This is a genomic window from Chryseobacterium sp. KMC2 (assembly GCF_016756935.1).
GTDB classification, from domain to species: domain Bacteria; phylum Bacteroidota; class Bacteroidia; order Flavobacteriales; family Weeksellaceae; genus Chryseobacterium; species Chryseobacterium rhizosphaerae.
On record NZ_JAESIT010000053.1, the window covers coordinates 1 to 1,012 of the forward strand.

General features: G+C 36.1%; 1 protein-coding gene. It reads left to right on the forward strand.

The window, feature by feature from the left end:
• Nucleotides 1–77: 77 nt before the first annotated feature.
• Nucleotides 78–1,012, forward strand: a 935-nt coding sequence (locus tag JML65_RS23750; RefSeq protein WP_202272622.1) for a histidine kinase dimerization/phospho-acceptor domain-containing protein, incomplete at its 3' end; no start/stop codon positions are given.

Consider the following 1,012-nt stretch of genomic DNA (forward strand, 5'->3'; position numbering starts at 1 on the left):
AAAAAAATTGATAAAGATTTTGATCAAAAACTTATTCACACCAAACCGGGAGTAGGATTTATCTTTGCTTCACAATTATGAAAATAGCAACCCGAACAGCCCTCAACTACTCCATTCTTACGGCAGGTATTCTCTTTGTATTTGCTTATGTCGTGTATTTTGTATCAGAAAAAAACAGGGAGGATGAATTTAATGACCGCCTGGGGTACAAAGTGATCTGGCGATCAGAATTTATTTTTGATGCCAAGATCAGTGATGAAAAAATCCGCGAGCTTCATCAGCGCAATCAGAAGCTGCTAAACGAGGCAGATATCAGTGTTTATAATAGCCATAAGTATTTAATGTTCACAGATATTCCTCCTTTAAAGAACAATGAAAAATATCTGGACAGGATCATAAAGTCCAATAAAAGCAGAATCTTCTGGCAGCAGGGTGACCGCCAGTATATCGCTTTTACATTTCAATCAAACGGAGAAAAATACTACATCATTGGAAGTGCTGTAGATGTGACAGGAAAAGCCCATATCTCAGAGTTTAAAAAAGATATCATCATCATTTATATTATTTCCATTATCGTTATTTTCATTATCGGATTTCTCTTTTCGTACTACACTTTAAAACCCCTAAAAGATATTATCCTCCAAATCCGGGATATTTCAGAACACAACCTGAATAAAAGGCTGGATATTCCTAAAGCTAAAGATGAAATTTATGAGCTGACTGAAACTTTTAATTCCACCTTTAACAGACTGGAAAAGTCTTTTAATAATCATAAGCAGTTTGTAACCACTATTTCCCATGAATTCAGAACTCCCCTTTCTACTTTAATCGCAGAACTGGAATTGGCCAAAGAGCTTAATATAACATTAGATGATTATAAAATTTCTATTGACAACGCATTGCAGGATGCCAACCATGCATCAGAACTGTCTTCGGCCCTTTTAGATTTTGCCCGGGCCAGTTATGATGTTTCACAGATCAGTCTTGTCAATCTACGTTTGGATGAGACTCT